Annotated in this window: 18 protein-coding genes; 9 read left to right on the top strand and 9 right to left on the bottom strand. The window is 66.2% G+C overall.

Features of this window, described 5'->3' with window-relative positions; translation table 11 throughout:
• Positions 1-55: 55 nt before the first annotated feature.
• The 3 genes from tal to rpiA all read right to left on the bottom strand — a co-directional run bounded on the left by tal (position 56) and on the right by rpiA (position 4020).
• Positions 56-1180, bottom strand: a complete 1125-nt coding sequence (gene tal / locus BM244_RS15650; RefSeq protein WP_093399825.1) for a transaldolase — start codon at positions 1178-1180, stop codon at positions 56-58.
• A complete protein-coding gene (gene tkt / locus BM244_RS15655) occupies positions 1180-3270 on the bottom strand; it encodes a transketolase (protein ID WP_093399827.1) in 2091 nt (696 codons plus the stop codon). Before tkt ends, tal begins: the two co-directional genes overlap by 1 nt.
• 69 nt (positions 3271-3339) lie before the next feature.
• Positions 3340-4020, bottom strand: coding sequence for a ribose-5-phosphate isomerase RpiA (rpiA, locus tag BM244_RS15660; RefSeq protein ID WP_093399828.1), 681 nt, complete (start codon positions 4018-4020; stop codon positions 3340-3342).
• Between the two features lie 455 nt (positions 4021-4475).
• Here rpiA and BM244_RS15665 point away from each other — a divergent pair, with 455 nt between their 5' ends.
• Genes BM244_RS15665 through BM244_RS15675 form a run of 3 tightly spaced genes read left to right on the top strand, consistent with a single transcriptional unit; the run spans position 4476 to position 10588 of the window.
• Positions 4476-5702 carry an efflux RND transporter periplasmic adaptor subunit gene (locus tag BM244_RS15665; protein ID WP_254784477.1) on the top strand — a complete coding sequence of 409 codons (1227 nt, stop codon included), beginning with the start codon at positions 4476-4478 and terminating at the stop codon, positions 5700-5702.
• 6 nt (positions 5703-5708) lie between these two features.
• Positions 5709-9005, top strand: a complete 3297-nt coding sequence (locus tag BM244_RS15670; RefSeq protein ID WP_093399830.1) for an efflux RND transporter permease subunit — start codon at positions 5709-5711, stop codon at positions 9003-9005.
• Positions 9002-10588 (top strand): efflux transporter outer membrane subunit, encoded by a 1587-nt coding sequence (locus BM244_RS15675; protein WP_093399831.1) that lies wholly within the window; start codon positions 9002-9004, stop codon positions 10586-10588. Before BM244_RS15670 ends, BM244_RS15675 begins: the two co-directional genes overlap by 4 nt.
• Before the next feature lie 404 nt (positions 10589-10992).
• Here BM244_RS15675 and BM244_RS15680 read toward each other — a convergent pair whose 3' ends face one another.
• Positions 10993-11562, bottom strand: coding sequence for a 3'-5' exonuclease (locus BM244_RS15680; protein ID WP_093399833.1), 570 nt, complete (start codon positions 11560-11562; stop codon positions 10993-10995).
• Positions 11563-11567: 5 nt separating this feature from the next.
• Positions 11568-12707 carry a Gfo/Idh/MocA family protein gene (locus BM244_RS15685; RefSeq protein ID WP_093399835.1) on the bottom strand — a complete coding sequence of 380 codons (1140 nt, stop codon included), beginning with the start codon at positions 12705-12707 and terminating at the stop codon, positions 11568-11570.
• A 228-nt stretch (positions 12708-12935) separates the two neighbouring features.
• Between BM244_RS15685 and BM244_RS15690 the strand changes: the two genes are divergently transcribed.
• The 3 genes from BM244_RS15690 (at position 12936) to BM244_RS15700 (ending at position 18631) form a co-directional block, all read left to right on the top strand.
• Entirely contained in the window at positions 12936-15617 is a 2682-nt protein-coding gene (locus tag BM244_RS15690) for an EAL domain-containing protein (protein WP_254784478.1), read from the top strand.
• Between the two features lie 64 nt (positions 15618-15681).
• The gene (locus BM244_RS15695) at positions 15682-16407 is read left to right on the top strand and encodes a haloacid dehalogenase type II (protein WP_093399836.1); all 726 of its coding nucleotides are present in this window, start codon (positions 15682-15684) and stop codon (positions 16405-16407) included.
• Positions 16408-16525: 118 nt separating this feature from the next.
• On the top strand, positions 16526-18631 hold the full coding sequence (locus BM244_RS15700; protein WP_217649129.1) for a PAS domain-containing protein: 2106 nt from the start codon (positions 16526-16528) through the stop codon (positions 18629-18631).
• A 48-nt stretch (positions 18632-18679) separates the two neighbouring features.
• Here BM244_RS15700 and BM244_RS15705 read toward each other — a convergent pair whose 3' ends face one another.
• The gene (locus tag BM244_RS15705) at positions 18680-19480 is read right to left on the bottom strand and encodes a thermonuclease family protein (protein ID WP_254784479.1); all 801 of its coding nucleotides are present in this window, start codon (positions 19478-19480) and stop codon (positions 18680-18682) included.
• A gap of 645 nt (positions 19481-20125) precedes the next feature.
• The gene (locus BM244_RS15710) at positions 20126-20791 is read right to left on the bottom strand and encodes an opacity protein (protein WP_093399838.1); all 666 of its coding nucleotides are present in this window, start codon (positions 20789-20791) and stop codon (positions 20126-20128) included.
• A 297-nt stretch (positions 20792-21088) separates the two neighbouring features.
• On the opposite strand from BM244_RS15710, the gene BM244_RS15715 reads away from it, so the two are divergent.
• The gene (locus BM244_RS15715) at positions 21089-21298 is read left to right on the top strand and encodes a hypothetical protein (protein ID WP_093399839.1); all 210 of its coding nucleotides are present in this window, start codon (positions 21089-21091) and stop codon (positions 21296-21298) included.
• A 36-nt stretch (positions 21299-21334) separates the two neighbouring features.
• On the opposite strand, the gene BM244_RS15720 is transcribed toward BM244_RS15715, so the two are convergent.
• Both BM244_RS15720 and BM244_RS15725 read right to left on the bottom strand, forming a co-directional pair.
• A complete protein-coding gene (locus tag BM244_RS15720) occupies positions 21335-21679 on the bottom strand; it encodes a DNA primase (RefSeq protein WP_093399840.1) in 345 nt (114 codons plus the stop codon).
• A gap of 79 nt (positions 21680-21758) precedes the next feature.
• On the bottom strand, positions 21759-23018 hold the full coding sequence (locus BM244_RS15725) for a multidrug effflux MFS transporter (protein WP_093400062.1): 1260 nt from the start codon (positions 23016-23018) through the stop codon (positions 21759-21761).
• A 127-nt stretch (positions 23019-23145) separates the two neighbouring features.
• Between BM244_RS15725 and BM244_RS15730 the strand changes: the two genes are divergently transcribed.
• Together BM244_RS15730 and BM244_RS15735 are read left to right on the top strand one after the other, a co-directional pair.
• Positions 23146-23643 carry a hypothetical protein gene (locus BM244_RS15730; protein WP_093399841.1) on the top strand — a complete coding sequence of 166 codons (498 nt, stop codon included), beginning with the start codon at positions 23146-23148 and terminating at the stop codon, positions 23641-23643.
• Positions 23644-23761: 118 nt separating this feature from the next.
• Positions 23762-24718 (top strand): isopenicillin N synthase family dioxygenase, encoded by a 957-nt coding sequence (locus tag BM244_RS15735; protein WP_056055084.1) that lies wholly within the window; start codon positions 23762-23764, stop codon positions 24716-24718.
• Positions 24719-24989 lie beyond the last annotated feature (271 nt).

A 24989-nucleotide genomic window follows, 5' to 3' on the forward strand; every position in this document is an offset into this window, starting at 1 on the left:
ACCTGTCGGATTCGCGGAACCGTGGATGCCGGAACGAGCCCGGCATGACGTAGACTTACGCCGTCGCGGGCTGCTTCTTCGCGATCGAGCCGAGCAGGTCGTCGAACGCCTTCACGAACGAGGCGACGCCCTCCTCGACCAGCTTGCCGGTCACGCCGTTCAGGTCGAGACCAAGCCGCTCAGCTTCGGCCAGCGTGTGCTTCGCGCCCTCGACATCCTGCGTGATCGTCTCCGCCGCGGTGCCGTGGTCGCGGAACGCATCCATCGTCTTTGGCGGCATCGTGTTGACCGTATCCTTGCCGATCAGCGTGTCGATGTAGAGCGTGTCGGGATAGCTCGGATCCTTCACGCCGGTCGACGCCCACAGCAGACGCTGCGGCTGCGCACCCTTGGCGGCAAGCGCCTGCCAGCGATCCGACTTCAGGAAGTCGAGATACCATTGATACGCCATCTTCGCGTTCGCGATCGCGACCTTGCCGCGGACCGCCTTCAGCGCATCGGCCTCGGCATCGCCCTTCTCGAGACGCGCATCGATCTCCTTGTCGATCGACGCGTCGATCCGGCTGACGAAGAAGCTCGCAACGCTGGCGATCTTGTCGATCGGCTGCCCCTGCTTGACGCGCTCTTCCAGACCAGCCGCATAGGCCTCGGCAACGCGAATATACGCGTCGAGCGCGAACAGCAGCGTGACGTTCACGTTGATCCCGCTCGCGATCGTCGACGATATCGCCGGACCGCCCGCAAGCGTCCCCGGGATCTTGATCATCAGGTTCGGCCGATCGACCGCCGCCCACAGCTTCTTCGCCTCGGCGATCGTCGCGTCGGTATCGTCCGAAATGTACGGCGACACCTCCAAGCTGACATAGCCGTCCTTCGCGTCGAGCTTGTCATAGACCGGCTTCAGAGTCTCCGCCGCCGCCTTGATGTCCTGGATCGCCAGATGCTCGTAGCGGTCGATCGTCGCCGCGCCGGCATGCTGCTTGTCGTATTCGGCCAGTGTCGAGTCATAGGCATCGCCGTGACCCATCGCCTTTTCGAAGATCGACGGGTTCGACGTGACCCCGGTCAGGCCATCCTCATCTACCAGCTTCTGGAGGCCACCGGCCTCCAGGAACTTCCGGTCGACGAAATCGAGCCATACCGCCTGGCCGAAGCCTTCGAGATCGTTGAGCGCACCCATCACTTGGTCTCCATCACTTGGCGGGCGACCTTGACGACATTGTCGACGGTGAACCCGAACTTGTCCTGTAGCTTGGCGAGCGGTGCCGAAGCCCCGAAGGTCGACATCGTCACGGTCGCGCCGTCGAGGCCGACATAGCGGTCCCAACCGATCGACCCGGCCATCTCGACTGCAACGCGCGCCCGCACTTCACGCGGCAACACGCTTTCCTTGTACGCGGCGTCCTGCAGTTCGTAGCGATACCAGCTCGGCATCGACACGACCCGGCTCTTCACGTCGTCCGCGGTCAGCTTCTCGTGCGCCTCGACGACCAGCGACACTTCGCTGCCGGTTGCGATCAGGATCACCTCGGGCGTGCCATCGCTATCCGCGAGGACATAGCCACCCTTCTCGAGCCCGTCTGCGCTCGCATATTTGGTCCTGTCGAGCGTCGGCAGAGCCTGGCGCGACATGATCAGCGCGGCCGGCGTGCTGGCGTCCTTGAGAACCGCCTTCCATGCCGCGACGACTTCGTTCGCGTCGCTCGGACGGATCGTGTCGAGACCGGGGATCGCGCGCAAAGTGGCGAGATGCTCGATCGGCTGGTGCGTCGGGCCGTCCTCGCCGACACCGATCGAATCGTGCGTGAACACCCAGATCGCGCCGACCTCCATGATCGCGGACAGGCGCACCGGCGCGCGCATGTAATCCGCGAACACCAGGAAGGTGGAGCCGTAGGAGCGCAGATGCGACAGCGCCATGCCGTTGACGATCGCGCCCATGCCATGTTCGCGGATGCCGAAGTGGAAGTTCCGGCCGGCGTAGTTCTCCGCCTCGAACGAGGGCTGGCCCTTGATGTCGGTCTTGGTCGACGGCGCGAGATCGGCCGAACCACCGATCAGCCACGGCACCTTGGCTGCAATCGCGTTGAGCACCTTGCCACCCGAATCGCGGCTAGCAACGCCCTTGGCATCCGCCTCGAAGGTCGGGATGTCGGCGTCCCAGCCCTCGGGCAGTTCATCCTTGAGCAGCAGGTCGAGCTCGGCGGACAGCTCGGGATAGGCACCGCGATACTTGTCGGTCAGCGCGACCCACTCGTCACGTAGCTTGGCACCACGCTCGGCGATCGCACCGTTGAAATGCTCGATCACGCCGTCGGGGACGTAGAACGACTTGTCTTCAGGCCAACCGTAAGCCTGCTTGGTAAGCCGGATATTCTCCTCGCCGAGCGGCTCGCCATGCGCCTTCTCGCTGCCCGCCTTGGGGCTGCCGTAACCGATCACCGAATGCACGACGATGAAGGTCGGCTTGTCGTTGGTCGCCTTGAACGTCTCGATTGCGCGGCTCAGCGCAGCGGTGTCGTTCGCGTCGTCGATGTGAATGACGTTCCAGCCATAGGCGTCGAAGCGCAGGCCGACGTCCTCGTCGAACGCGAGATCGGTCGCGCCCTCGATCGAGATGTGGTTGCTGTCGTAGATCCAGCAGAGGTTGCTGAGCTTGAGATGCCCGGCGAGGCTCGCAGCCTCGGCCGAGACGCCCTCCATCATGTCGCCGTCGCCACAGATCGTGTAGACGTCATGGTCGAACAGCGTGAAGCCGTCCTTGTTGTAGCGCGCGGCGAGCCAGCGCTCGGCGATCGCCATGCCGACCGAATTGCCGCAACCCTGGCCGAGCGGCCCCGTGGTGGTCTCGACGCCCGTCGTGTGACGGTATTCCGGGTGACCCGGCGTCTTCGACGACAGCTGGCGGAACTGCTCGATATCGGCGAGGCTGACGGCCTCCTTGCCGGTCTTGTTACCGTCCGCGTCGATCTCTTCGATCTTGGCGAGGTGGATCAGCGAATAGAGCAGCATCGACGCATGGCCGACCGACAGCACGAAACGGTCGCGGTTGGGCCAGTCGGCGTGCTTGGGATCATAGCGCAGGAACTTCGACCACAGCGTGTAGCCGACCGGCGCGAGCGCCATCGGCGTGCCGGGATGGCCCGAATTGGCCTTCTGCACCGCGTCCATCGACAGCGTGCGGATGGTATCGATCGCCAGACGCTCGGGGGAGCCGTCCTCGTGCAGCATAGGGTCCGCCTTGGTGGGGGCGGTTGCGGTATCGGTCATGGAAGAAGCCTCGCTCTAGACGGTGACCGAACGCCGCGCATCCGATCTGGTTGCCAACATAGGATGCCTTTAGTCGGATGCACCCGTCCGTTCCAGTCGCGTAACGACGCCATCGGTAGCAATATACGCGGCATCGACCTCGTCGAGGAACAGCCCGTGGCCGAGAATACCGGGGATCGCGGCGAGCGTGGTGGCGGTTGCGCGGGGGTCTTCGAGAGTCGCGAAGTGGCAGTCGATGACGAGATTGCCTTGATCCGTCCGGTAGTTGTCACGGATCGTCGGGGCGGCTCCCATGTCCGTGAGGACGCGCATGACATAGGTGATGGCGAACGGCAGCACCTCGACCGGCAGCTTGGCTGCGCCGATCCGGTGGACGCGTTTGGAGCCGTCCGCGATCACGACCATCCGTGCCGAGCTTGCGGCGACGATCTTCTCCCGCAGCATCGCCCCACCTGCGCCCTTGATCGCGAAGCACCGCGAGTCGATCTCGTCCGCGCCGTCGATCGTGAGGTCGACATGGGCGATGGTGGCGAAGTCGAGGATCTCGATGCCGAGTTCGCGGGCGAGTTTGCCGGAAGCTTCGGAGGTGACGACGGCGTGGATCTGCAGACCTTGAGCGACCCGTTCGCCAAGCGCTCGAATCGCAAACGCTGCTGTGGAACCGGTGCCAAGACCGACCAGCATCCCGTCCTGAACTTCCGCCACGGCAGATACAGCAGGCGCCTTCTTGTCATCATCGATCGAAGCCATCAGCCCACCCCATCCGTCATGCCGGGCTCGTTCCGGCATCCACCGCTAAACGCGCTCAAGAGAATTTGGTTTGGAGGACCCGAACAACAAGCACCACCCCGGCGAAGGCCGGGGCCCAGTTGGAAAGGTCGCAGTAACGACGGACCGCCCTCCGTTAGCAACGTTCCCCAACTGGGCCCCGGCCTCCGCCGGGGTGGTGTAACGGTCGGGGCGCCCGCCCCTTCCTTGTTCTCCCGCGAAGGCAGGAGCCCAGTCTGGGTCCCCGCCTTCGCGGGGAAACAATTCTTGGGACGTTGGCGGGCCTTACGTCGCACAAAACACCCTCAAACAATCAAACAGGTTACTCTTTCTTCCCTATTTCCAACCCTTACTTTTCAACTGACATACTTCTGGTACATCCTCGTGGTTTAGGCCGACCAACAGCTGCCACCACCGATCGCGAGCGGATACCAAACTTGATAGCCACACGATTTTCTGCGCGGCGGTGCGCCATCCTGCTGGTGCCCGCACTGGCGCTCGCCGCCTGCTCCGGCGGCGACGACAAGGCCCAGGGCAAGGCCGGCCGCAGTGGCCAGCCCGGTCAGGGCACGCCGACCGTCGGCTACGTCGTCGTCCAGCCGACCAGCGTCGCGATGACCACCGAACTCAGCGGCCGCACCACCGCGTTCGAAAGCTCGGACGTCCGCCCGCAGGTCACCGGCATCATCCGCCGCCGCTTCTTCACCGAGGGTACGCTCGTCAAGAAGGGCCAGCCGCTCTACGAGATCGACCAGCGACTCTATCGCGCCGCCGCCAACGAGGCGCAGGCCAACCTCCAGAGTGCGCGCGCCAACCAGCAGGCGCAGACCATTCTCGCACAGCGCTACAAGCCGCTCGCCGAGATGGAGGCGATCAGCAAGCAGGACTATACCAACGCGGTCGCCACCTCGCGCCAGGCCACCGCCTCGGTCGCGCAGACCCGCGCCGCGCTGGAGACAGCGCAGATCAACCTCAAATTCACGACCGTCCCCGCGCCGATCACCGGGCGCATCGGCCGCTCGCTGTTCACCGTCGGCGCGCTCGTGTCCGCGACGCAGACCGACCCGCTCGCGCAGATCCAGCGACTCGACCCGATGTTCGTCGACATCCAGCAATCCTCCGGCGACCTGCTCGCGCTGCGTCGCTCGCTCGGCCAGAATGGCATCGTCGCGACCCGCGCCGAAGTCCGCCTCACGCTCGAGGACGGCAGCGAATATGGTGCGACCGGCACGGTCGAGTTCGCCGAAGCGCTGGTCAATACCGAGACCGGCACCGTGACGCTGCGCGCGCGCTTCCCCAATCCGCAAGGGCTGCTGCTCCCCGGCATGTTCGTCCAGGCCAAGTTCGCGCAGGCGATCAACCAGCGCGCGTTCCTCGTGCCGCAGGCGGGCGTGTCGCGCGATGCCAAGGGCAATGCGACGGTCTACGTCGTCGATGCGAACAACAAGGCGGTGCAGAAGAAGATCAAGGCCGACCGCACGCAGGGCGCATTCTGGGTGGTCACCAGCGGGCTCAACCCCGGCGACAGGATCATCACGCAGGGCCTGTCGAAGATCGCGCCGAACCAGGGCGTGAAGCCGGTGCCGGAAAACACCGCGCAGAAGATCGAAGCGCCCAAGGACGACTCTTCAAACGGCGACTCCAGCCAGAAAAAGGCCGGCTAAGCTCTTATGTTATCCCGTGTCTTCATTGATCGCCCGATCTTCGCCTGGGTGCTCGCGATCATCGTGATGCTCGGCGGCATCGGCGCGATCATGAGCCTGCCGATCGCGCAGTACCCCGACGTCGCGCCTCCACAGGTGACCGTCCGCGCGACCTTCCCGGGGGCCAACGCACAGACCATCCAGAACAGCGTCACGCAGGTCGTCGAGCAATCGCTGACCGGCATCGATGGCCTGATCTATTTCAGCTCGTCCTCGTCGTCGCGCGGCTCGGTGACGATCACCGTGACGTTCGAGAAGGGCACCGATCCCGACATCGCGCAGGTCCAGGTCCAGAACCAGGTCCAGCAGACGCTGTCCCGCCTCCCCACGCAGGTGCAGCAGCAGGGCCTCGTGGTGCGGAAATCGAACCCGGACAACCTCCTGATCGTCGGCGTCTATGACGAAACCGACAAGCTGACCAATCAGGACGTCTCGGACTATCTCGTCTCGAACCTGCAAGACCCGCTCGGCCGTATTCCGGGGATCGGCGACAGCAACGTGTTCGGCGCGCAATACGCGATGCGGATCTGGCTGAACCCGAACAAGCTCGCCAGCTACCAGCTGATCCCGAGCGACGTGACCACCGCGATCCAGGCGCAGAATACCGAAGTCGCCGCTGGCGAGCTCGGCGGGCAGCCCCAGCCCGACACGCAGATGCTGAACGCCACCGTCACCGCGCAGTCGCGCCTCCAGACGCCCGAGCAGTTCGCCAACATCATCCTGAAGACGACCAACGACAGCGCCGTGGTCAAGCTGCGCGACGTCGCCCGGATCGAGCTGGGTGCGGAGAACTACAACGCGCGCAGCCGCGTCAACGCGCATCCCGGCGCCGGCATCGCGGTGCTGCTCGCGCCGGGCGCCGACGCGCTCAAGACCGCCGAGCTGGTCAAGGCGTTCGTCGCCAAGTCCGCCAAGAGCTTCCCGCCAGGCCTCAAATTCGCCTACGCCAACGACACCACCGACTTCATCAAGCTGTCGATCGACGAGGTCGTGAAGACGCTGATCGAGGCGGTCATCCTCGTCGTTATCGTCATGTTCGTGTTCCTGCAAAGCTGGCGCGCGACGCTGATCCCGACGATCGCGGTCCCGGTCGTGCTGCTCGGCACGTTCGGCGTGTTCTATCTCGCCGGCTTCTCGATCAACACGCTGACGCTGTTCGGGCTCGTGCTCGCGATCGGCCTGCTGGTCGACGACGCGATCGTCGTGGTCGAGAACGTCGAGCGCCTGATGGAGGAAAATCCCGAGATGACGCCTCGGGAGGCGACGATCGAGTCGATGAACGAGATCACCGTCGCTCTGGTCGCGATCGCGCTGGTGCTGTCGGCGGTGTTCCTGCCGATGGCGTTCTTCGGCGGATCGACCGGCGTGATCTACCGCCAGTTCTCGCTGACGATGGTGTCGGCGATGGTGCTGTCGGTGCTGGTCGCGCTGATCCTCTCCCCCGCCCTCACCGCGACGCTGCTCAAGCAGAAGCAGAAGGACGCAGACGGCAACACCGAGAAGAGCTGGGGCGAACGCAAATTCCCGAAGGTCGCGCACTTTTTCACGCGGGCCGGCGACAAGTTCAACAGCGGGTTCGAGAAGGGCACGCAAAAATACACCAGTGCCGTGCAGTCGGTGATCGATCGCAAGTGGCTGTTCCTGCTGATCTACGCGGTGATCGTCGCGGTGCTCGCGGTGCTGTTCCTGCGACTGCCGACGGGCTTCCTGCCGACCGAGGACCAGGGCTCGGGCATCGTCCAGTTCCAGCTGCCCGCGGGTGCCACGCAAGGCCGCACCTTCGCGCTGCAGAAGCAGATCGAGCAATATTACTACACCAACGAGAAGGCCAACGTCCGCACAATGTTCACCGTCAGCGGTGGCGGCGGTGGCGGCGCGAGCGGCCAGAACACCGGGCAGGGCTTCATCGCGTTCGCACCGTGGGACGACCGCAAGGGCAAGGAAAACACCGCCGACGCGATCACCGGTCGCGCGTCGAAGGCCTTCGCCGGCTTCCGTGACGCGCAGGTCTATTCGCTCGTGCCCCCGGCGGTGCGCGGTCTGGGCTCGTCGAACGGCTTCACGATGGAGCTGCAGAACGCCGGTGGACTCAGCCAGACCGAGTTCAACGCCGCGCGCGACAAGTTGCTCGCGCTCGCCCGCGCCGACTCGTCGCTGACCGCGATCCGCCTGACCGAACTGCCCGACGTCGCCACGCTGCGCGTCGACGCCGACCAGCAGAAGCTGTCGACGCTCGGCCTGACGCAAGCCAACGTGAACTCGACGCTGTCGACCGCCTGGGGTGGTCAGTACGTCAACGACTTCATCGACCGTGGCCGGGTCAAGCGCGTCTATGTCCAGGGCGACGCACAGTTCCGTGCGCAGCCATCGGACCTCAGCCAGTGGTTCGTGCGCGGCTCGAACGGCCAGATGGCGCCGTTCTCGTCATTCGCGAAGACCAGTTGGGGCCAGGCACCGACGACGCTGTCGCGCTTCAACGGCATCGCCTCGTACGAGATCCAGGGCTCCGGCGCGACGGGCGTCAGTTCGGGCGATGCGATGAACCGGATTGCCGAGCTTGCGGGCCAAATCCCCGGCACCTCGGTCGCGTGGTCCGGCCTGTCGTATCAGGAACGCCTGTCCTCGGGTCAGGCACCGATCCTCTACGGGCTGTCGCTGCTGGTCGTGTTCCTGTGCCTCGCCGCGCTGTACGAGAGCTGGTCGATCCCGATCGCGGTGCTGCTCGTGATCCCATTGGGCCTCGTCGGCGCGATCCTCGCAGTCACCCTGCGCGGGCTGATCAACGACGTCTATCTCCAGATCGGCCTGCTGACGACGATGGGCCTGGCGGCAAAGAACGCGATCCTGATGATCGAGTTCGCCGAGCAGGAAGAGAAGAAGGGCAAGCGCGTCATCGAGGCGGCGCTGTCCGCGGCGAAGATCCGATTGCGCCCGATCCTGATGACCTCGTTCGCGTTCATCCTCGGCGTGTTGCCTCTGGCCCTCTCGACCGGCGCCGGCGCGAACAGCCGTATCGCGATCGGTACGGCGGTGGTCGGCGGCATGCTGACCGCGACGATCCTGGCGATCTTCTACATCCCGCTGTTCTTCGTCCTCGTCCGCCGCGGCGCGCGCGACGGCATCGCCAAGCTGCGGGGACGCCCGACCGGCTTCCAGGGTCATGGCGACGACCACGGGCATGACGGCGACGGCCATGATGGCGATCGCAACGAACCGCTCGGCCCGCCCGAACCACAGGGCCCTCACCGGCCGGAGCCCGCATGATGCGTTCGCTAGTCCTGATCCTCGCCGCCTCGACCGCGCTCGCCGGTTGCTCGCTCGCGCCTAAATACGCGCGTACCGAACTCCCGGTGCCGCCCTCGCTCCCGGTCGGCGACGCGTATCTGCGCCAGTCGGAGGCCGCGCTGCCGGCGATCACCTATCGCGACGTGTTCCGCGACCCACGGCTCCAGCAGATCATCGTCCAGGCGCTGGCGAACAACCGCGATCTCCGCGTCGCCGCCGCCAACATCGCCGCCGCGCGTGCGCAATACCGCATCCAGCGCGGCGACCTGTTGCCGCAGATCGATGCGAGCGGTCGCTACACATATTCCGGCGGCGGGAGCGGCACGCGCAGCACCGTCTCGAGCGGCACGGGGACCACGACGGGCACCGGAACCGGCACGACCACCGGCACCACCACCGGCACCGGCACGACTAGCGGGACCGGCACGACCACCGGTACGACCGGCTCGGTGGTGACGTCCTCGAGTTCGAGCAGCGCGTTCTCGGTCGATCTCGGCACCACCGCGTTCGAACTCGACCTGTTCGGCCGCATCCGGTCGCTGACCGGCGCCGCGCTCGATCGCTATTTCGCGACCGAAGCCGCCGCGCGCGCCACCCGCCTGACGCTGGTCGGCGACATTGCCGACGCGTGGCTCACCTACGCGTCGGACCAGAGCCTGCTCAAGATCGCGCAGGACACCGTCGCCAGTTCGCAGCGCAGCGTCACGCTGACCAACGCGCGGTTGCGCGGCGGCGTCGCGCCACGCACCGACCTGCGGCAGGCACAGCAGATCCTGTTCACCGCGCAGTCCGACCTCGCGCAGCAGCGCACCGCGCTCGCACAGGACGTCAACGCGCTGCAATTATTGGTCGGCGCGCCGGTCGATGCGGCGCTATTGCCCGTGTCGATCGAGCAGGCCCTGCCGACCGTCGCCGCGCTCCCGGCGGGGCTCGACAGCAGCATCCTCCTGCGCCGGCCGGACGTCGTGGAATCGGAATATGAACTGCGCGCCACCAACGCCGAGATCGGCGCGGCGCGCGCGGAACTGTTCCCGAAGATTTCGCTGACCGGCATCCTCGGTTTCGCGAGCACGTCGCTGACCTCGCTGTTCAGCGGCGGCGCGTTCAACTATTCGGTCGCGCCCTCGGTCAGCTACCCGATCTTCCGCGCCGGTGCGGGGATCGCCGGGGTCGCCTATTCGAAGGCGCAACGCGACGCCGCGCTCGCGACCTACGAAAAGACGATCCAGACGGCGTTCCAGGAGACGGCCGACGCGCTGGCTCGCCAGGGCACGATCGCGGACCAGTTGAAGGCGAACCAGAACTTCTCGGAGGCCGCTCTGGACACGTATCGCCTGTCCGACGCGCGCTATCGCGGCGGGATCGACACCTTCCTCAACTCGCTCGACGCGCAGCGGTCACTGTATACGGCACAGCGAAACCTCGTCGCGACGCAACTCGTCGGCGCGAGCAACCGCGTGACGCTGTACCGCGTGCTGGGCGGGGATTCGACGCTGGAAGCCACCGCAGGCGGTCCGCAACCGGTGACGATGAGCGGCGCTTCGCGGGCGGAAACGGACTGAGGCACCGGGGGTATCGCGTCGAGGTGTCGGCGCACGCAGGCCCCCCGTTGCCGTCGACCAATTGGCTCCACCCCGGCGGAGGCCGGGGCCCAGTTGGCAAGGTCGTAGTAACGACGGGCCGCGCTCCGCTAGCTGTGTTTCCCAACTGGGCCCCGGCCTCCGCCGGGGGGGCGTGATAGTCGTAAGGGTCGCGGCAACCGCTCCGTGTTCTCCCGCGAAGGCGGGAGCCTAGTCTGGGTCCCCGCCTTCGCGGGGAAACAAGCTTCTCAATATAGATGACCAACTCCAGTTTCAGAACCACCCCGGCGGAGGCCGGGGCCCAACTGGCAAGGTCACAGTAACGAAGCGCTGCACGTCGTCACAAACCCGTCCCGATTGGGCCCCGGCCTCCGCCGGGGTGGTGCCTAAGACAGGTACGTCAGCCCATACCCCCTGGCCCGCCGCGCAGCTTCAGCTTTCACCTCCAACCACTGCTCGCGCTCCGCCACCGCATCGGCAAGCGCCCGGTGATCCGGCACCCGTCCATTCCGCCGTTGCGACACCTCGCCGACCACCTCCCGCGCCAAAGCCTCCCGCACCGCCGGCGGCTCGACACCCGCCAGACACGCTCGTGCAGCCTCCAGTTGCGCCTCGTCGCTATCGCGCAACCGCAACACCCGCCGCGGCTGCCCGCCAGCCCGCAGCAACGCGCTTAGCCATTTGCCATCCCAGGACGGCGCGCTCGCCAGCAGATCATGCCCCGCCAACGCGTCGACCATTCGCGCCGCCACGACGGTGTGGTCCTCGCCAGTCTCTTCCAACACGCGTCGCTCGATCCGGTGGATAGCCTGCGCCGCCGGATCCCAGTCGGTCCATTCTGCCGCGGGCCGGATCAGGTGGCTTTCCGACGTCCCGTCCTCGAACACCCACGCCACCTCGATCGGGTAGCTCGCCTTCGCTAACGACGACGCTTCGAAATCGAGGAAGGCGAGCATGCCGCTCAGCCGGTCGGGCTGGCGGCGTGGACGAGCTTGGGCTCCTTGACCGGCGACAGGGTCTGCTCCTGGTCCGCCGAAATCCGCCGCGACCGCTGGAACGGCGGCAACGTCACCGCCCGGCCCGTCTTCAACGCCTCGAGCACGCCCTCGATCACGCGCAAGTCGGCAAGCCCCTCCTCCGCATCCGGCTCGGGATCGCGATCCTCGAGGATGCAGTCGGAGAAATACCGCATCTCGCCACCGAACTGGTCGGTCGGCTTGAAGCTTTCATGGCTCTTCTTCTCGCCGATCGTCACGCGCTGCTCCATCGCGTCGCCGAAGCCGTAGGCCGGGTCCATATGGATGCTGCCCTTGGTGCCCGAGATCGTCAGGCTGTCGACATTGTTCGCAGAATAGGAAACCGTGAACTGCGCGAGCCGATTGCCGGGAAAGCGCAGCGTGACCGCGAACGTGTCGTCGAGGTCGCCCAGCCCCGCTTCCGGATGCCGCGTCGCGACTGCCGAAACGACCTCGATCGGTTCGGCACCGAACAGGTAGCGCGTCGCGTTGATCGGGTACGGCGCCATGTCGAACAGCGGCCCGGCGATGATGCCGTTCTTGACGCGGTGGTTGGCGGGATCGACCTTCTGCGTGAAGCACGAGGTGAACGCGACCAGTTCGCCGAGTTCGCCGGCGCGGATGCGGCGGATCGCGTCGAGCGTCGACGGCTCGAAATGCAGCCGGTACGCGGTCATCAGCTTGGCGGACGATGCGCGCTCGGCGTCGCGGATCGCCTCCGCCTTTTCGACCGAAATCTCCAGCGGCTTCTCCGACAGCACGTGGACCCCTGCCCTCAGCGCGGGGATCGCGAACTCGGCATGGCGCCAGTTCGGCGTCCCAAGATACACCGCGTCGATCAGCCCGGAGGCGAGCAGTTCGTCGAACTGGTCGTAGCGATAGGTCGCCTCGACACCGTACATCTTGCCGAGCGCGCGGGCCTTCTCCGCGTCGTCTGTCACCAGCGCGGTGATGTCCGAATTGCCGGTATGCGCGACGCCCGGCATCATCGATGCCTGCGAGATGTCGCCGAGCCCGACGATCGCATAGCGGACCTTCTTCTTGCCCAGCCCGAGGGCCGACGTGATCGTGGAAACTGCGCTCATGGGAAATGCCTCGGTGGATAGGGTCACGCGCTCAACGCCACAGCGCGGATAGCTATCCCGGATTTTTCTGCTGACGACATCGGACTTGCGCCGTTCCGACCTTCGACGGAACGGCAGAACATATTGTTTCGATACGAGAAATCCTCGGGGGATTTACGCGAAAGAAACCAATTCGGGGGAAATACCGCGACACGCGAGTGTTCGGGCATCGCGCGCCATATCCGGCATTTGGCCCTCAAGGTGACGAATACCGCGATGTATGCCCCGCTTCCCTCCGCCGATCGCCGTGCGCAAGATCGGCCGTCCTCCCTCGCGTTGCGGGGGCTGTTCGGGCTGGCCGCGGATACCGGCGATCAGGCGAACGATCTGTTCGTGCTGAAACTCGCGCAGGTCGCCGCCGTCTGGCCGTTTGCCCTGGCGATCCAGATCGTCGCCTGTGGCCTGCTGGCCTGCCTCGCGGTCGTCGGCGATCCATCCGCGCACGCGTCGATCGGCGTGATCGTCGCGCATGGCGGTATCCTCACGCTGGCGTCGCTGCTCGTGTTCGTGACGGTTCGCCTGCCCGATACGGAGTCCCTCGCACCGCACCGGCGAAACTGGATCGTCGCCTTGTCGGGGGCGATCATGGGGGCGGCACTCACTTCGCTGCTATGGTCGGTCACCTCGACGCCGGATGGCCCCGTACAGTTCGGGAGCGCGATCGCTGTGGCGGGGACGATCGGCATCACCGCGGTCAGCCTGCATCCGATCCGCGCCGCGATCCTCGGCGTCGGCACCGGCCTCGTGCTTGCGCTCGCGATCCTCGCCGGCTTCACCATTGCGGTCGCGATCGCGCTCCTGTTCTTCGGGTGCCTGGTGGCCGCGACCGTCAGCCTCGCGCGGATCGATCACGTCCTCGAACTCGACCGGGCGACCGCGTCCAACGAAGGGCGCATCGCGGTCAAGATGATCGCCGAATTCGAGGATCATGGTGCCGGCTGGTTCTGGGAGGCCGATCGGCAGGGCCGCGTCACGTATATTTCGGTCAAGGTCGGACGGGACCTCGTTCCCTCGGGCGATGCGGTCGGCCAGATGCTGACCGACCTGTTCCGCATGGACAGCGACGCGACCGGTACCGAACGGACGCTCGCCTTCCATATCTCGTCGCGCACCTCGTTCTCGGAGTATTCGGTGTGTGCCGCGGCGCAGGATTGCGAGCGGTGGTGGTCCATATCGGGCCGGCCGATGGTCGACGACCTGGGTCGGTTCCAGGGTTTCATCGGCTCCGGCAGCGACCTCACCGAACAGCGCAAGTCGGAAGCGGAGATCACGCGGCTGGCGCTGTTCGACGGCCTGACCGGGCTCGCCAATCGCCAGCGGATGCGGATATCGCTCGACAAGACGCTGGCGCAGAACACCGGCCCCTATCGCGCCACATCGCTGTTCCTGATGGACCTCGACCGGTTCAAGGCGGTCAACGACACGCTGGGCCACCAGGCGGGCGATGCGCTGCTGCAACAAGTCGCGCAGCGCCTGCAACGCGGGGTCGGGGATGCCGGGCTGGTCGGACGGCTCGGCGGCGATGAGTTCGAGGTCGTGCTGCCGGGGATCGACAACCGCGATACGCTGGCGGTGCTCGCGCGCGATCTGATCGCGGCGCTGTCGCAGCCCTATTTCATCAGCGGCACGGCCGTCACGATCGGCTGTTCGATCGGCATCGCGATCGCGCCCGACGACGGCGACGATTCCGAGACGCTCGTGCGCAACGCCGATCTCGCGCTCTATGCCGCCAAGGGCGATGGACGCGGCGTCCACCGGTTCTTCTCGGACGAGATGCTGGCGGGCGCACGGACGCGCAAGCTGCTCGAGGACGATCTTCGCATCGCCGTCGCGGAAGGCGCGTTCCACCTCTGCTACCAGCCCGTCGTCAGCACGCAGTCGGTACGGATCGTCGGCTACGAGGCGCTGATCCGCTGGAACCACCCGACCCGCGGACTGGTCTCGCCCGCCGACTTCATACCCGTGGCGGAGGAATGCGGGCTGATCGAGGCGATCGGCGAATGGGTGTTGCGCACCGCCTGCATCGAGGCGGCGCGCTGGCCCGACACGATCCGGGTCGCGGTCAACGTCTCGCCGATCCAGTTCGCCAACCCGGTCCTTCCCGCACTCGTCACCAGCGCGCTCGCGCAGTCGGGGATCGCGCCCGGCCGGCTCGAACTCGAGATCACCGAAGGCGTGTTCCTCGACGAGACGCGCTCGTCCGAACAGATGTTCAAGGCGCTGAAAAGCGTCGGCGTCCGGCTCGCGCTCGATGATTTCGGCACCGGCTATTCGTCGCTCGGGTATCTGCGCAACGCGCCGTTCGACAAGATCAAGATCGACCAGTCGTTCGTGCGCGGCGCCGCCGAACCCGGCAACCGCAACGCCGCGATCATCAAGGCGATCGTCACGCTCGCCGACACGCTAGGCATGGAGACGACCGCCGAGGGGGTCGAAGTGCAGGACGAGATCGACCTCATCCGCGACCTCGGGTGCAGCCATATCCAGGGCTATGTCTATGGCCGCCCGGTCCGCGCCGAAGAGGCGTTGCGGCAATTGGACGCGGAGAACGGCACCGTCACGGCGAGCGGCTTCAAGGTCAGCCGCGCGCCGCGCACCAAGATGCTGCGCTCGGCACGCATCGTGATCGGAGGCGTCCGCGGCGACGTCCGGATCCGCGACATCTCGACATCGGGCGCGATGCTCGACGGCCTCCGGATCGACGGCGACCCCAATGGCGTCGCGATGCAGATCGAACTGCTCGAAGACCAGATGACCCCTGCCCGCGTCCGCTGGGCACGCGACGGCAAGGCCGGCGTCGAGTTCGACGAGGCGTTCAATCTGGACCGGCTGAACCAGGGCCACTCCACCCGCCTCCGCCGGGCGGGTTGACGCCGTTGCGCCCCGCGAAGGCGAAGGCCGGGAACCAACCGCCGCCCCCCACCGTCTTTCCCTCATGGTACATCGCGTCCCGATCAAAGCCCTTGCGTTCGACGTATTCGGCACCGTGGTCGACTGGCGCGCAGGGATCGCACGCGACGCCGCGCCGATCCTCGCGCGCCTCGATCGCACCGATATCGACCCGCACGCCTTCGCCGACGGCTGGCGCAAACGCTATCAGCCCGCGCTCGAGGAGGTCCGCAGCGAGCGGCGGCCGTTCGTCATCCTCGACACGCTCCACCGCGAGGCGCTCGAAGACCTGCTCCGCCACCACGACATCGACCCCGTCGCGCTGGACGAGGCCACGCTCGCTGGCCTGACCCACGCCTGGCACCGGCTCGATCCCTGGCCCGACTCGGTCGAAGGCCTTACCCGCCTCAAGATGCGTTACCCCATCGTCACGCTGAGCAACGGCAACATCGCGCTGATGCTGGAGATGGCCCGCCGCGCCGGCTTGCCCTGGGACGCGATCCTCGGCGCCGAAGTCAGCCGCGTCTACAAGCCGCTCCCCGAATCCTACCTCGCCACCGCGCGCCTTCTGGCGATCGACCCGGCCGAACTCTGCCTCGTCGCCGCGCATCACAGCGACCTCGCAGCCGCCCGTGCCGCCGGCCTGCAGACCGCCTACATCGACCGTCCGCACGAATATGGCGGCCGTCGCGCACCCGACGCCGACGCCGCGCAGGACTGGGAGTACAGCGTCGACAGCCTGACGCGATTGGCGGACGAACTGTGCCGCTGACCCGCCGACCTGCCCGCGAACCGGTAGAAACGCACGACGCGGCGCCGTATCGAACGCCCGTAGCGAACGAGCACCGAAACACGGTTCGGCCCGGCGTGCGACCCGGCAGGAATTCACCATGACCATACGAACGACCGAGGCCGATTTCCTGACGGGCGGCGGCGAGATGGCCACGATGATCCGCACGCATGACTGGTCGGCATCGCCGCTCGGCCCGATCGAGCACTGGCCGCAGTCGCTCCGCTCTATCGTCTCGCTGATGCTCGCGTCGGAATTCGCGATGTGCCTCGCCTGGGGGCCGGAGCTCGGCTTCCTCTACAACGACCATTATGCGCGCATCATGCACGACAAGCACCCGCGGGCGCTCGGCCGGCGGTTCGCGGAGGTGTGGGCCGACGTCTGGAGCGATATCAGCCCGCTGGTGGCCAAGGCGCTGGCAGGCGAAGCGTCGTTCTTCGAAAACCTCCCGCTCGTCACCGACCGCAAGGGCTATGACGAGCATACCTGGTTCACCTTCTCCTATTCGCCCGTGCGCGACGAGAGTGGCGCGATCGCGGGCATGTTCTGCTCGACCTACGAAAGCACCGAGCGCGTCCTGACCGAACGCGCGCTGCGCGACGAGCGCGAGCGGATGGGCCAGATGTTCGCGCAGGCACCCACCTTCATGGCGATGTTGCGCGGGGCCGAGCACCGGTTCGAGCTGACCAATCCCGGCTACGACAAGCTGATCGGCCACCGCGAAGTCCTCGGCCGCACCGTCGCCGAGGCACTGCCCGACGCGGTCGAACAGGGGTTCCTCGATCTGCTCGACGGCGTGTTCACGAGCGGCGACGCCTTCACCGCGCGCGGCATGCTGTATGCGGTCCAGGCCGAGCCCGGCGGGCCGATCAACGATCGCTATTGCGATTTCGTCTATCAACCCATTCGAGACGCGACCGGCACCGTCGTCGGCGTGTTCGTCGAGGGCGCCGATGTCACCGATCGCAAGACGCTCGAACGCGATCTCAAATCGCTCAACGCCGATCTGGAACAGCGCGTCCGCGATCGCACGCAGGAGCTGATCGAGGCGCAGGAGGCACTCCGCCAGGCGCAGAAGATGGAAGCGGTCGGCCAGCTTACCGGCGGCATCGCGCACGACTTCAACAACTTGCTGCAAGGCATCACCGGCAGCCTGGAGATCGTCCAGCGCCGCGTCGCGCAGGGGCGTGTCGGCGAACTCGACCGCTTCATCACCGGTGCGACCACTGCCGCCAACCGTGCCGCGGCGCTGACCCACCGGCTGCTCGCCTTCTCGCGCCGCCAGCCGCTCGATCCGCGACCGGTCAAGGTCAACGCGCTGGTCGCCTCGCTCGAGGACCTGCTTCGCCGCACGACGGGCGAACAGATCGCGTTCGAGACCGTGCTCGCCGGGAATCTCTGGACGACGCTGTGCGATCCCAACCAGCTCGAGAATTCGTTGCTCAACCTCGTCATCAATGCGCGCGACGCGATGCCGGACGGCGGCAGGCTGACGGTCGAGACCTGCAATGCGTTGCTCGACGACCATTTCGCCGCCAGCCAGCGCGACGTCCGGCCGGGTCACTATGTCTGCATCTGCGTGTCGGATACCGGTACCGGCATGTCCGCCGACACGATCGCGAAGGCCTTCGAACCGTTCTTCACGACCAAGCCGATCGGCCAGGGCACAGGGCTCGGCCTGTCGATGATCTACGGGTTCGCGCGCCAGTCGGAAGGCTATGCGCGAATCTACAGCGAAGTCGGCCAGGGCACGACGATCAAGCTGTATCTGCCACGCCATTACGGCGAAGCCGAGCAGGACGAGGCATTGCCCGGCCTTACCCCGGCGCACGTGACCGATGCGGGCGAGATAGTGCTGGTGGTCGAGGACGATGCCGTCGTCCGCGCGCTGATCGTCGAGGTGCTGGGCGAGCTCGGCTATCAGGCGGTCGAGGCGCATGACGGCCCCGCCGGGCTCGACCGCCTACGTCGGATGGAGCGCGTCGACCTGCTCGTCACCGACATCGGCCTGCCCGGACTGAACGGCCGCCAGGTCGCCGACGCGGGCCGTGCGCTGCGCCCCGACCTCCGCGTGCTGTTCATGACCGGCTATGCGGAGAACGCCGCGCTCGCCTCGGGCTTCCTGGAGCCGGGAATGTCGATGATCACCAAGCCGTTCGCGATGGAGGCGCTCGCGACGCAGATCAGGACGATGATCGAAAACTAGAGCGAGAGCGCGAACCGGATCTTGATGGCCTGGAAGGCAGGACCGCTCTCAGACCCATCTGCGCCAGCCGCACCATCCGGCACGCTTGCCGCCGCCATAGCGTCGCGCCAGCCCGCGCCGCACGAGCACCGCGCCCAGCGACTTGCCGTTGCGTTCGACCAGCCGAAGCTTGCGGCCGTAGCGGTCCATGTCCCGCTTGATGGGGACCAGTTCGAAGGGACCGGCGTTCAACAGCGCCTGCATCGCGAGCGTCGCCGCCTTGCCCGCGCGGGCTTCGGACACGCACCGGGCCGGGTGGGTTTCCGGCGTGTCGATGTCGGCAATGCGGATCTTCGTGCCGGCCATCCAGAAGGTATCACCGTCGACCATGCAATCGATCCGCTTGGCGTGTCCGCAAATCGTGAAGCGCGCCGATACCGGGCTTCTTCCCGACAGCGTCGACGCCGCGGCCGCGACGGTCGATGCCGCGCTGGCAACACCTGCCGCAGTGGCCAGGGCTCCCGTGGCGCCGGCGGCTGTGGCGGCGGTGGCCCCGGTTGCCACGGCGGCCGCGGACGACGCTTCGGCCTTGGCCGCGTCGACGCCCCTGGTCCAGCCGCCCGGCACACGCAGATGCCCCGCGGGCCAGGCGATGCCGAACCCGGTCGGCCATTCGATCTTCAAGCCGGGCGGCACCAACGCCGACCAGTCGATCTGGCGGATCACCGGCATCATCAGCCCGAGCAGCACGCCGTAGAACACGAGACGGAGTTGCACGAACACGCCCGGCCTTGCTCTGCGTCCCACGCCGCCTCGGCCACGCGGGGCGCTGGTGCGATCGCCGCCGAGCAACCGCATGAAATCAAACACATACTCCATCATCGATCGCGCGTACGCGCGCGCGCGTAGAAGTCACCGTAGGACGCGCCGATCTTGCGGCCAGCGGAGTCGGAAACGAGGCGAACGCATCGTGAACATGCGCCGCCCCGTGTGCGCGCGGCAAAGTCGATTCCGCTTGGCTGATCGGATGGCGATGTCGCTCGAACCAGAAGGGGAAAGTTCGGTAGGAAACGGCGCAGGATGCGGGCGTCGAAACATCTTGCGCCGACATCGATGACGGTACCCTGTTTCGTCGGACCGAACCATCCGGCCGACTCCCCGATCGACCAGCCGGGTTCGACATTACTGCCGAACTGCTCCGATGAAATCTGGCGCGCGGGGCATTTCGGGCATTGGTCAGGTGGCAGTCGACGGCAAAATTCGCTGTCCTACACGCGTCGGCCATGGCCAGTTCGACGCATGGCATCGCTGATCCACGTCCTCGTCACCACGAACTGCGATCGGCGGGTCCGGCGTCGCGCCCGTCCCATGCACGGGATCGTGCGAGCGTCTGCACTTCCTATACTTCACTCGCCAACCCATTGGAAACGCCAGACACACGAAGGGCGGGAAATGGCCCTAGCCACTCCCCGCCCCCGTTACGCGTCCAGCTTGAACCTCTTGCGAGGCAAGGGCTTAGAAGTGCGTGATGATGCCGAGCATCGGACGGAAGCTCTGCGCGTCGCCGAAGGTGTTGACCTCGGCGCGGATGCGGAAGCCTGCGTTGCCGGTGATGCCCTTCAGGCCAATGCTCTGCGGACCGACTTCTGCGCCGATGCCGTAGGTGATCGCGCTGTAGTCACGACCGGTGTTGCCACCGTTGGTCGAGCGTGCCGAGAAATGGTCGAAGTTGACCCACTGGTAGCCGACCTTGCCGTAGAAGATGCCGCTATCGCCAGCGCGGAAGCCGAAGCGGCCTGCTGCGCCATATTCCCAATCGATGTTGCCATCGATGCCCTTGATGACGTTGCCTTCTGCGCCAACGAAGACCGGGCCGAGCGGCACGTTCACGCCGAGCACGCCCTGGACCAGCGAGCCCGAAGGCTTGTAGCCGCGACGGATCGTGTTGTCAGCGTTCAGCGCCTGCGGGATGCCGTGGCCGCGCTCGTTGTCGAACTGCTCCCAGCCGCCCATCACGCCGAAATACGGCTCGATGCCGAATGCCTTCGAGCCGTCGGGTGCTGCTGCTTCGCCGGGCTGTGCGCTGTTGTCGGTGGCAGCCGGTGCCGACATGTCCTGCGCGAAAGCGGGAACTGCGACCGTTGCGGCGGCGAGGGCGATTGCCAGGGAAAGCTTACGCATGAGTTTGACCTTATACCGTATGTTGCGTGGATGCCCGACTGCACGGTGCGTCGGTTCGGTCCAGGCAAGTCGAAACCGGCCGGCGGGCACATGGTTGCACAAAAAACGTCACATTCAGGGAACTGTTCGGCTGTGTTGCGTTACAGCAACGGTTCCTGTCATTTACATGAACGAACCGTGGCAGAGACAGGGCCGAGGCTGCTGAAATGCAGCGGAAAAGCGGCAAAAATCAGCCTGACGGGATGTTAACGCTGTATCTTTACGGGTCGGTGACGACCGGTGTGCGATGCAGCATGGATGGGGTTTTCACGCCTGTTCCGCAGCCGTTGGGCGGCCTTGTTCTGGTGCGCCGGAATCCTGTGGACGGCGTATGACGTCGCCAACGACGCGCCCGAACCGGCTCCGTCGAATGCGTCTTCGGCAAATGCAGGGGATGGACCGACCGACGCGACGGGAACTGCGTTCAATGCGCAGGATCTGGCCGTCTTGGCGAACGCCGTCGGTTAGCGGCGACGCGCCTGTCGCAGGCGCGTCGCGGATCGTTCAGGGCTTCAGCGCGACGTCGTCGGCATCCTTCAGGTCTTCGTCGTCGTCGATCGTGTCGTCGTCGAGTTCGTCCTGGACGTCGTCCTCGTCCATGTCGGCTTCGTCCATCGTGACGGAGGAGTCCGTCTCGCCGACCTCTTCCGAATCCATCTTGGTCTCGTCGATCGACTCGTCGTCGGTGTCGTCTTCGCCCAGATCGGGATCGAGGTCGGTCAGGATGACGCCGTCGCTCGGCCCGTTGCGCGTAGCCTCGAGGATCTCGGCGCGCTGGCTCTCGTCATAGCCCTCTTCGTCATAGCCGTCGTCGCCCGATCCGGCACTCGGCACCTGATGTCCGCCCATGGTCACACTCCCTCGTTCCAGGACGCCCGCACGTTGCGGGCCTGCCAGATGCGAACGGTGGACGTGCGCGGTGGTTCCTTCAAGCGCGGACGGGTGCCGTCGACGCCGGCCGGAACAGGCGCCCCCGCTCGGTGATCAGGATCGCCACCAGCGCCGCCAACCCTGCGAGCAGGAACCCGCCGACCAGCGGCACCGTGGTGCCGTTGAACGCCTGCCCGATCAGCGCGCCGAACACGGCGCCGACGGTGACGCTCAGGAAGCCCTGCACGCTCGACGCGGTACCCGCGATGCGCCCCATATTCTCCATCGCCATCGCCGAGAAATTGGAGGTAGCGAGCCCGAAACAGCCGAGCGTCAACGCCTGGAAAACCGCGAAACTGACCAAGGTCTCGAACCCGATCTCGATCGCGAACAGGTGGACGAGCGACACCAGGATCAGCACCGACAGCGCGCCGTGGCTGATGAGACGCGTGCCCAGCCGCATCACGATCCGCGAGTTCAGCAGGTTGCACGCCGCCATCGTCACCGACGTCGTCGCGAAGATCAGCGCGAGCAGCGTCGGCTTGTGGAACACGTCGGCCATGATCTGCTGGATCGAATTGAGATAGCCGTACAGCGCACCCATCAACGCGGTCGAGGCGAGAGTGTAGCCGAGCGAATTGCGATCGCTCAGCGTCAGGCGCCAGTCGCTGAGGATCCGCCCCGGGGTGATCGGCAGGACGTTCTCGGGCGCCAGCGTCTCGGGCATCCGCAGGTAGAACCAGATCAGCACGCCCAGCGTCAGCACCGCGACCGTCCAGAAGATCGCGCGCCAGTCGCCGAACTGGAGCACCGTCCAGCCGAACGTCGGCGCGAGAATGGGGACGATCATGAACACCATGAACGCGATCGACATCACCCGCGCCATCGCCCGCCCGTGATAGCAATCGCGGACCAAAGCGATCGTCGCGACCCGGGCCGCGGCAATCACCGCGCCGCCGAATGCCCGCGCCGCCAGCAACAGCGTGAAGCTTCCCGCGGTCGCGCAGGCGACATTGGCGATGATGTACAGGACGAGCGACCACAGCAGAACCGTCCGCCGCCCGAACCGGTCGGCGAGTGGTCCATGAACGAGTTGCGCGATGCCGAACCCGATCACGAACGCGGTCACGACGAACTGTCGCCCGTTCTCGGACGTGACGCCGAGCGAGTCGCCGATCGCCGGCAATGCCGGCAGCATCGAGTCGATGCCGAGCGCGGTCAGCGACATCAGCGAGGCGACGAGCGCGACGAACTCGACGAAACCGATCGGCGCGCCGCGCATCGCCGGCGCGTCGGATTGGGGGTCCTGGGTCTGCATGATGCGTGCGCCCTTACCCGCTCGGCCGGTCTTGCGAAACCCGCTAACCATCGCAGCCCGAGATGATTGCGCGGGGCGGCAATGCTCCCTATCTGTATTGTTGGAACAACACACCTCGGAGATAGCCATGATCCGCCCGCTCTTTCTCGCCACCCTCGGGCTCGCCGGCGCACTCGCGCTTTCCGCCTGCGATCGTTCGAACGAAGGCGCGTCGGTCTCGATCAACGCCGATGGCGGGAACGTGCTCGGCGCGATCAACGGCGAGACCGGCGAGATGAAGATCGACGTCCCCGGCTTCCAGGGCTCGGTGAAGCTGCCGAAGATCAAGATCGATACCGGCAATTTCGATCTCAACGGCGTGCGGCTGTATCCGGGATCGTCGATCAAGACGCTCAACATCGTCGGCGACGACAAGGCGGGCGGGTTGCGCGTGGCCTTCGCCAGCCCGGCAACACCGACTGTCGTCCGCGACTGGTTCGCCCAGCGGCTCGGCAAGGTCGGCTACCAGGTCCATCCCGAGGGCGCGAACCTGATCGGCACGACCGATGAAAACAAGCCTTTCCGCCTCGAACTCGCCCCCGACGGCAAGGACAAGGCGACCGGCACGATCGTCATCAGCGGCTGAATCTGCACTCCTTCCCCGCCAGGGGAGGATTGAAATCTCGCCCCACCCTAACCCAGGCATTTGGCACCGCCCGCCCGATCCCCTATATCGGGCGTCCCCCAATCCGGACACGAACCCCATGCTCGACACCCCCGCCGCCCAGGTCCCGACGCTCAGCCTCGCCACGCAGGATACCGACCCCGATGGCTTCGCCGCCGCGTTCGGCGAATCGTTCGAGCGGTACGGTTTCGCGATCGTCGCTGATCACGGCATCCCCGCCGACCTGATCGAGCGCGCCTGGGCCGAAACCAAGCTCCTCTTCGACCTCCCCGAGGACGAGAAGCGCGGCTATCACATCCCCGGCGGCGGCGGCGCGCGCGGCTACACGCCGTTCAAGACCGAGATCGCCAAGGACGCCAAGGTCGTCGACCTCAAGGAATTCTGGCACGTCGGCCGCGAACTGCCCGAGGGTCATCGCTATGCGGACACGATGGCGCCGAACGTCTGGCCGACGCGGCCCGAGGGCTTCAAGCCGGTTTTCCTCGAACTCTTCGCCGCGTTCGACCGCGCCGGCGACAAGCTGCTCTCCGCGATCGCGCGCCACCTCAAGCTCAAGCCCGACTGGTTCGATCCGGCGGTGAAGGACGGCAACAGCATCCTTCGTTTGCTGCATTACCCGCCGATCCCCGCCGACGCGGAAGGCGTCCGCGCCGGCGCGCATGAGGACATCAACCTTATCACGCTGCTGCTCGGCGCCGAGGAAGCGGGGCTCGAATTGCTCGACCGCGCCAATGGCCGCTGGCTGTCGATCAAGCCGCCCGAGGGCGCGATGGTCGTCAACGTCGGCGACATGCTCCAGCGGCTGACCAACAACGTGCTGCCCTCCACCACGCACCGCGTCGTCAACCCGCCCCCCGAGCGCCGCGGCCACTCGCGCTATTCGATGCCGTTCTTCCTACACCCCGCGCCGGATTTCCTGATCGAGACGCTGCCGGGCACGATCACCCCGGACAACGCGAACCGCTATCCGAACCCGATCACCGCGCATGATTACCTGTACGAGAGACTGGTCGAGATCGGGCTGATCAAGAAGTAAGAGGCAGCATGTTTCCCCGCGAAGGCGGGGATCCAGTCTGGGCTCCCGCCTTCGCGGGAGAACAAATTGGAGGGGGTCGGTGGGGTTAAGTTAGCGGGGCCTCCGCTACCACTGCCCCCACCCCGGCGAAGGCCGGGGCCCAATTGGGGGACGGTGATAACGAAGCGCAGCGCGCCGTTACGACAACCTTTCCAATTGGGCCCCGGCCTCCGCCGGGGTGGTGCATCTCTCGGGACCGCTAGAGCGCTCCCATCCCCCCACCGCTTTTCTA

The organism is Sphingomonas sp. OK281 (genome assembly GCF_900115295.1).
Classification (GTDB): Bacteria; Pseudomonadota; Alphaproteobacteria; order Sphingomonadales; family Sphingomonadaceae; genus Sphingomonas.